We start from the raw sequence: 7,751 nt of genomic DNA, 5'->3' as shown, positions 1-7,751 counted from the left end.
CATGCCGAGCAGCAGCCTTCGTTGGGATGACGCGGTTCGTAGATGCCGTCCTCATCGATGATGAGCGTTCCGACAAGGCCGCAAAACTCGATGAGCGTATGCCAGTCCCGGCCATTGCGGGCCAGCCGGGAGGCTTCAATGGCGAGGACCGCACCAACCCGACCTTCGCAGATCGCCGCCAGAAGCTTCTCAAAGCCCGGACGGCTGATGCCAGACCCTGAACGACCGAGATCTTCATCGATGACGATGGCGTCTTTCCAGCCAAGGGACCGCGCTCGCTCGGCAAGGCCATATTGGCGTCGCCGGCTCTCGGGATTGTTGACGAGTTGATCGGCCGTCGACTGCCGGACATAGACATAGGCACCGCGCGCGAGATGTTCAGCGGTGATCTTCACTGATCTGCCTCCCGTCCCGTCTGGCTCACCACCGCTTCCCTCAGCAAGGTCTCGATCAGCGGGAGGGTGCGTTCCCGGACTTCGCCTGGAAGACTCGATGGCGGAGCCTTCTTGGAAAACCGGTCTGGCTGGTCGGTTCGGCATTGCCTGCGCTGCATGGTCGTCTCCTGGCTGGCGTGAGTCGCTCTGCAGAAAACGTAGACATGCATCGACCTCGCGGCGCAGGTCGCGCAGGCATGAAAGGGGAAAACGGGGCGCCTCGCGACCGCCATCGTCAGGGCGATCTCTTCCGTCATCCAGATCGGAATCAGCGCCAGGCTGCCATCCGGTTGTCGCCCGACATAGGCCGGCTCACCGCAATAACGCTGACGGCCTGTGACGAAAATCTCCCCGCCCGAACGTGGATGAAAGGCGTAACGGACAATCTTCTTTGCCTCGCCATCTGATAACGGGCATTATGGGCCCAGTCCGCCGGGTACGGGCAAGACACATCTGGCGGTGGCTCTCGGGCGCGAGGCGATCCGGCAGAACCATAGCGTCCAGTTCGTCACGGCGGCCACGCTCGTGGCGATGCTGGCCAAGGCCCATGACGACGGTTCACTCGAAAAGCAGCTGACGACCCTGTCGCGGCCGAAACTGTTGATCATCGACGAGCTCGGCTATCTCCAAATGCCGCGCATCTGTTCTTCCAGCTGGTGTCGCGGCGTTATGAGCGGGGATCGATCCTGATCACCTCAAACCGCTCGGTGGGCGAATGGGGCAGCGTGTTTGGCGATCCCGTGGTGGCAACGGCGATCCTTGATCGCCTGCTTCATCATTCGACAGTGATAACCATCCGTGGCGACAGCTACCGGCTTCGCGAAAAGCGTCGTTCCGGCCTATTGCAGAAGGCCGGAACGACGCTCGACACCAACGAAACCGCAAAACAATGACGGGGTCAGTTCTTCGTTTCGCCCCAGGGGTCAAATCCTCACTTCGCTTGACATGCCCTAGGGGGGGCCGGTTGGCCACGTCTGTTCAGTGCTTGGAACAAATGTGCAACTGGCGAGCCCGCGCTGGTCGTGGGAGGACGATCTCAATCTATTATGCCCTGATAGATGGCGGCTGCGTATTCCGATGAAGCCGGCAGTTGGGTATGGGGCTTAGTCGGCGCAAAATTATCTGTGAATCTGGCGTTGGGATGTTCTGCTGGCGCGCTCCTGCTGGTCGCTGCAGAGCGCTCTGGCAAACATCGAGTGTGAGAGCCCGGTCAATCCGTGACCAAACGTGCGTGTGCTCCTAACCTCGCTGACCCTCCGTCTCGGCTCTCGCCCGAATTGCCTGCTTCAGGCGCCGATAGCCATCACGGATGTCATTTTCGAAGGCAGCACGCACGCCCCGTGAATCACCCTCGCGAAGGCTGTCCATAACCACTTGATGATTATGAACCCCGTGCTTTTGGATAGCGAATTCCGGATAGAGATCGTGAAATGACGGACCTATCCGAAGCCATAGGGCCTCGATTGTCGACAGCAGGTAGTGCATCCCGCAGTTCTTGTAGACCGCAAAATGGAACTCCTTGTTGGTCCAAAGAACGTCCGCATACCTCCGACTCTCAAGCGCCTTGTTGATCGTCACCTGCATCTTCTCCAGTTGGTCAGCAAGTGCCGGAGGCGAGTTAGCCGCGCCGCGCTCAGCCGCCACACCCTCGAGCGCAAGCCGCATCGCCGTAACTTCTTCCAGTGCGTCCAGCGTCAAATAAGGAACGATAACGGTCTTGGGGCCTGAATAAACGAGCGCACCCTCTGTTGCGAGGCGGTTCAGGGCGTCGCGCGCCGGCGTCGAGCTCACACCGAGGGCCTCTGCCACGGCGCGCACCGTTAGCTTTCGTCCAGGTTCGAAAGCACCTCGAATCAATCGATCCTTCATTGCTTCGTAGGCAAGATCGCCGAGGCGCACACTCTTCTCGAGAGGCGCAAGGTTCAATCCTGCGCGCGACTCAGTAGCACCTTGTCCCTCTTGCTCTAGGAGAGCCTCTGGGGTGTTCTTCGTGCTGCTACCGTTTTCCATTGGGACCTGCGATTCTGTTGTCCTAAATTACAGCTTTAGTCTGGACCGAAAAGACCGAAGTTCTGCGCGAAGCCGGGGTAGTTGAGCATGGATTCTCGGCGGCCGGGATGATCCTTGCGAAACCGTCGGCCACTAGAAGCCTGTCCAGATAGCTCCGGCATAGGGCGGCTGTTGGCTGAACGATAGCCGGTTCATGCCGCTCGGGCGAGCTTGGTGAGGTTGTGGGCGGTGCAGATCAGCGCCCATTCGGCTTTCACTTTCTCGATGCCGCGCAGCAGGAACTGCCTGAACCCTCTTGCCTGTTTGATCTGTCCGAACACCGGCTCGACGACCTGCTTTCTGAGCCTGTATCGGGTTCGTCGTCCCGCTCGCTTCAGCTTGTCCCGCATCGCCTGGACGAGCGGTCAGGTAATTTTGGGTCTGCCTTCGGCAGGGCGCTTGGCGCGTCCGGTAGCGAGGTAAGCGCCGACCTCGCGCTCGGCCAAGCAAGATTTGCCTCGCTGCAGTAACCGACGTCGGCTGAGGCTTCCTTTGCTTTTCGGCCGAGATTGTCCTTGATCCCGTCGATGAGCGGCACGAGTTGGTCCTGGTCGCTCATGCTATGCGTCAGGCTCTGGGCCACGATGACCTGGGCCTGTGCATCGACAGCGGCCTGCGCGTTGTAGCCTGGATGTAACCGTCCTTGGTCTTCAAGATGCGGCTTTCCGGATCGGTGAAGTTGCGCTGCGCCTTGCCCACAGGTTCCGTCTTCGGTGGCGCCGGCGTCTTGCCGTTCTTCTTGCGGCCCTCTGCCTTGCGCTGCTCCTCCGCCTTATCCCGGCGGCGCATCTCCTCTTCGGCGGCGGCCTTGGCTTCCGCCTCCAGTTCGGCCTTGGCCTGGCGAATCTTCTCCAGTCGCTTCTGCTTGCCACCCAATCGGGCATCTCGTCGCCGCGCTGCTTGCCGTAGAGCTTGTCCTCCTCCCGATCGGCCGCCTCCGCGGCTTTGAGCCAGCGGTCGACCTCGGCCTCGAGCTCCGCTTCCCGCTTCTTCATGCGCTCGTAGCTCATCGCCTTGTGCTTGGACGCGTTGGCCGTGATCTTGGTGCCGTCGAGCGCCACGTGCCCGAGCTTCACCAATCCCGCCTTCTCGGCAAGCTGCAAGACCTGCACGAACAGCGCAGCCAGCGCCTTCAGATGCCGTCTGCGGAACTCCGAGATGGTGCGGAAGTCCGGCGTATCGCCCGCCACGATCATCATGAAATCCGCTCGCTCACAAGCCGCCCTGGCGATCCGCCGCGACGAGTAGATGCCGCTTGCGTAGCCATGCAGTAAGCGGGTAGCTGATGCCGTTCAGCGGTGGTAGTTCCAAGGCATGAGCGCCTCGATAGCGCTGTTTGGCCAGCCATTGGCGATGCGCTCGAGGGTCTGGGTGAGCCAGGCGTGCGGATCGACCTCGTTCATCTTGGCGGTGGTCAGCAGCGTGGCGATGGTGGCCCATGTCCGTCCGCCGCCGTCGCTGCCAGCGAAGAGGCTGTTCTTTCGGGTAATTGCCATCTCGGGGTCATTCTGCCCATGTTGGGCAGGAGGTCGAGGTCCATTATCGTTGGCACCCGTATTTCGGACGTCGGCTTCGCTGCGAGAACAGCGAAGAGCGCGCCAACGGCCGGATCATTCATCTCGTCGTCGCGCCCGGGCATGTCATTACCGCTCCGGCCTGGGTGATCGATCCCGTGGCTTGCGCGGCGATGGATTTGGGCTCCCCGCGCGTATCGCTTGCCGCGCTGCTTGAGCTTCACAAGCTCTTGATCGAACGCCGTTTCCGGCGAGGCTCTCCGGATGATTTCACCATCGCGGAGGCGCAACATGAGAACCCTGCCACCCCCGACACGATCTCTCGTGGTCGTTCGCCAACTCAGCTTGCCGCTCGACTCGCAGAAGCTGAACGGGCTGAGTTCAGCGCAACGGACCATAGTGATCGCCCGGCTCGCCAACGTACTGATGGCCGCCGCCGGCGTGGCAACGGAGGAGGAGAGCTGCCACGACGAGCGGTAATCTGATTCCGACTGCCGTCCTCAAGCGCAAGGCCGTCGTCTATGTGCGTCAGTCCACTCAGGCGCAGGTCCAGCTCAACCTTGAGAGCCAGCGTCGGCAATATGAGCTTGTCGACGTCGCGCGGCGCTGGGGATTCCGCAAAGTAGAGGTGATCGACGAGGATCTGGGACGGACCGCAAGCGGGGCTGTGGAGCGTCCCGGTTTCGAGCGCCTGGTCGACGATCTGTGCACCGGCCATTAGGGCGCCGTGCTTTGCCTGGAGGCGTCCCGCCTGTCGCGCAACGGGCCGGACTGGCATCGGCTGCTCGAGTTGTGCGGCGAAGTCGATGCACGGGTGATCGATCTGGACGGAGTCTACGATCCGGGGTTGCCGAACGATCGCCTGCTGCTCGGCATGAAGGGGAGCATCAGCGAGTTCGAGCTCGGCGTGCTGCGTGCCCGCATGTACGAGGCCGCCCGCGCCAAGGCGCAGCGCGGCGAACTGCGCATCTCCGTGCCCTTCGGCTATGTCTGGCACCGCGATTACGGTCTCGGGTTCGATCCCGACATGCGCCTGCAGGAGACTATTCGTCTGATCTTCGCGCGTTTCCGCGAACTCGGCAGTGCGCGGCAAGTGTTGATCTCGATGATCGATGACGGCGTGCATTTCCCCAGACCCTCCGACGGCAAGAAGATGGTGTCCTTCGACTGGGTTCCGATCCGCTACCGCAACGTGATCTCGATCCTGAAGAACCCGTTCTACGCCGGCGCCTATGTCTATGGTAAGAGCGAGAAGCGCACTGAGATCGTCGATGGCCGCGTTCGCAAGAGCTATGGCCATTACAAGCCGGCTAGCGAGTGGGCGGTGGTGCTCAACGACCATCACGAAGGCTACATCGGATGGAGCGAGTACGAACGGAACCAGGAACTGCTCGCGGCCAACGCTTATGGCAAAGCCGGCGGCGTCAAGTCGGGCCGCGGCGGTCGCGCGCTGCTCCCGGGTCTCATCTCCTGTGGTCGATGCGGGCGAAGACTGGTTGTCATGTATGCCGGACGCGGCCAAGGTTATCCGGTATATCGCTGCGAGCGCGGCAACCTCATGATGGCCCAGGCGCGATGCATGTCGTTCAACGGCTTTCGCACCGACGCGGCGGTGACCCGCGAAGCGCTGGAGGCGGTTGCGCCGATGGCGATCGAAGCGGCGTTGGAGGCTGAACGCATGCAGCTGGAGAGCGAAGCCAAGCGGCGGCAGATGATCGAGATGGACCTGCAGCAGGCGCGCTATGAGGCATCGCTCGCCGAGCGCCGCTATGCCGCTTGCGACCCGGAGAACCGGCTTATTGCGGCCCAGATCGAGAAGAGTTGGGAAGCCACGCTCAGGCGCGTGGAGACGTGCGAGGCGCGGCTGAGCGAAGTCCAGCGTGTGGAGCCTGTCGACGCGGTTCCGGACTTCACGGGCTTCGCCCAGAATCTCGAGGCCACCTGGAACGCGCCGAGTGTCGACATGCGCTGTCGTCAGCAACTGCTGCGCGCGCTCATCAAGGACATCGTGGCCGATGTCGATGACGATGCGCGCGACGTGATCTTGACCATCCACTGGCACGGAGGCCAGCACTCGCAGGTACGGGTTCGCAAGCCCAAATCCGGAGAGCATGGCCAGCGTACGCCTGAGGAGGCTCTGGCGATCATGCGATCCATGGCAACCCGGTGGTCGGATGCCGAAATCGCTGCCACACTCAACCGCATGGGCATGCAGACCGGTCAGGGAAAGACCTGGACCGCGCGTCGCGTCCAATCGCTGCGCACGGTGCACAAGATCAGCGGCTATCGCTCTTCCGACAAGAATGGCGAGTGGCTTACCATGTCGGACGCGGCCGCCCGGCTTGGAGTCTCACACGTCAAAATCCGCCGGTTCATCAGGGATGGCCTATTGCCCGCCGAGCAGGTCATGCGCGGCGCGCCCTACCAGATCCGCGCCAGCGACCTCGAAGACGAACGGATCAAGGCCGATTTGACGCGCAATACTCCGCGTCGCATCCACGACGACAACCAAGAATCGCTGTTTTCCGCCATTTGAAAAGGAGGTGCATAATGAATCGGTCTTCGCGATGCCGCGCAGGGCTCGCTCGGCTGCATTGTTCGATAGGCAGATCCGCCCGTCGTCGAGGAACCGGGCGAAGGATGACCAGCGGCGCAGCATGTAGTTGAAGGCCTTGGTCAGATCATGTCCGCGCGAGAGCTTGTCGCGCGTCTCAATCATCCAGGTCTCGAGCTCGGTGACCAGCGGCACGCTCCGCTCCTGGCGCACGGCGTGGCGTTGGGCCGGCGACAGGCCGTTGATCGCGCGCTCGATATCGAACAGGGCATCGATGCGCTTCACGGCTTCGACCGCCAGCGGATAGACCAGGTTGGGCTTCTCTCCGTGCGCCTTCTTGCGCGCCGCCGCTTCGACATCGGCCAGCTCGAACACTTTGCGCCGGCTGTGGGCCCAGCAGCTGGCTTCCAGAATAGGCGCCGGCTGACGGGCCGCCGCATAGAGATCGCCATAACCGCCATAGGCATCGGCCTGCAGAATGCCGCTCCAGCCGGCGAGATGCGCCGCGGGATGTTCGCCTCGGCGATCGCGGGAATAATAGAACACCGCCGCCGGCGGATCGACACCGCCGAATGGTCGGTCATCACGCACATAGGTCCATAATCGGCCGGTATCGGTCTTGCCCTTGGCTAGGACCGGCACCGTCGTATCGTCACCGTGCAGACGTGACGCGGCCAGCACATGGGCTTCGAGTCGCTTGAACAGCGGCATCAGCGCCGCGGCGCCGGCGCCGACCTGGTCGGCGAGCGTCGACAGGCTGAACGGCACGCCTTCGCGGGCATAGCGTTCAGCCTGGCGGTTGAGCGGCTGATGCTGGCCGAACTTCTCGAACAGGATCATCGCCAGCAGGCCGGGACCGGCCCAGCCGCGTGGGGTGGCGTGGAACGGCGCCGGAGCCTGGCTGATCGCTTCGCAGTCGCGGCAGGTGAACTTCTCCCGCACGTGCTGGATCACTTTCCATTGCCGCGGCACCACCTCCAGGGTCTCGGTGATATCCTCACCCAGCCTGCGCAGCCGATGGCCGCCGCAGCAATGGCAAGCGGTCGGCGCCGGCTCGACCACGCGTTCGCGCGGCAGATGCTCGGGAAATGGCTGGCGCGCCGGTCGCTTGCGCGTGTAAGGCGCCACCTCGGTGGTCCGGGCCGCGGCCTGTTCGGCGGCGATCTCGTCTTCCGTCGCGGTGCTCTCGAGTTCCTCGAA

At 62.6% G+C, this 7,751-nt stretch carries 6 protein-coding genes and 4 pseudogenes; 3 read left to right on the top strand and 7 right to left on the bottom strand.

Translation table 11 applies throughout. The features are described from left to right. Positions 1-395, bottom strand: a 395-nt coding sequence (locus NKH70_RS35230) for a recombinase family protein (RefSeq protein ID WP_353027434.1), incomplete at its 3' end; no start/stop codon positions are given. A 468-nt stretch (positions 396-863) separates the two neighbouring features. Here NKH70_RS35230 and NKH70_RS35225 point away from each other — a divergent pair. After that, positions 864-1,327 (top strand): annotated as a pseudogene (locus NKH70_RS35225) (ATP-binding protein); the annotation flags it as partial. Positions 1,328-1,673: 346 nt separating this feature from the next. Here NKH70_RS35225 and NKH70_RS35220 read toward each other — a convergent pair. The 5 genes and pseudogenes from NKH70_RS35220 to NKH70_RS35200 all read right to left on the bottom strand — a co-directional run. After that, positions 1,674-2,444, bottom strand: a complete 771-nt coding sequence (locus NKH70_RS35220; protein WP_353027433.1) for a GntR family transcriptional regulator — start codon at positions 2,442-2,444, stop codon at positions 1,674-1,676. Positions 2,445-2,635: 191 nt separating this feature from the next. Further along, positions 2,636-2,833, bottom strand: a complete 198-nt coding sequence (locus NKH70_RS35215) for a transposase (protein WP_353027432.1) — start codon at positions 2,831-2,833, stop codon at positions 2,636-2,638. Continuing rightward, positions 2,818-3,126: pseudogene (locus NKH70_RS35210) on the bottom strand (transposase); the annotation flags it as partial. The pseudogene NKH70_RS35210 and the gene NKH70_RS35215, both read right to left, overlap by 16 nt. Positions 3,127-3,133: 7 nt before the next feature. Continuing rightward, complete coding sequence (locus NKH70_RS35205; protein ID WP_353027435.1) at positions 3,134-3,754, bottom strand: transposase; 621 nt, start codon at positions 3,752-3,754, stop codon at positions 3,134-3,136. Between the two features lie 21 nt (positions 3,755-3,775). Then, positions 3,776-3,976, bottom strand: a pseudogene (locus NKH70_RS35200) (transposase domain-containing protein); the annotation flags it as partial. 312 nt (positions 3,977-4,288) lie between these two features. Between NKH70_RS35200 and NKH70_RS35195 the strand changes: the two are divergent. Next, positions 4,289-4,477, top strand: a complete 189-nt coding sequence (locus NKH70_RS35195) for a hypothetical protein (protein WP_353027431.1) — start codon at positions 4,289-4,291, stop codon at positions 4,475-4,477. Positions 4,478-4,520: 43 nt separating this feature from the next. Then, a pseudogene (locus NKH70_RS35190) lies at positions 4,521-6,389 on the top strand (recombinase family protein); the annotation flags it as partial. Here NKH70_RS35190 and tnpC read toward each other — a convergent pair. Further along, a partial coding sequence (tnpC, locus tag NKH70_RS35185) for an IS66 family transposase (RefSeq protein WP_353027430.1) occupies positions 6,384-7,751 on the bottom strand: 1,368 nt, incomplete at its 5' end. The pseudogene NKH70_RS35190 and the gene tnpC sit on opposite strands and share 6 nt — an antisense overlap.

Source organism: Mesorhizobium sp. M0991, from assembly GCF_040318915.1.
In the GTDB taxonomy this organism is placed as follows: Bacteria; Pseudomonadota; Alphaproteobacteria; order Rhizobiales; family Rhizobiaceae; genus Mesorhizobium.
This window is presented reverse-complemented; position numbering and strand designations above follow the sequence as displayed.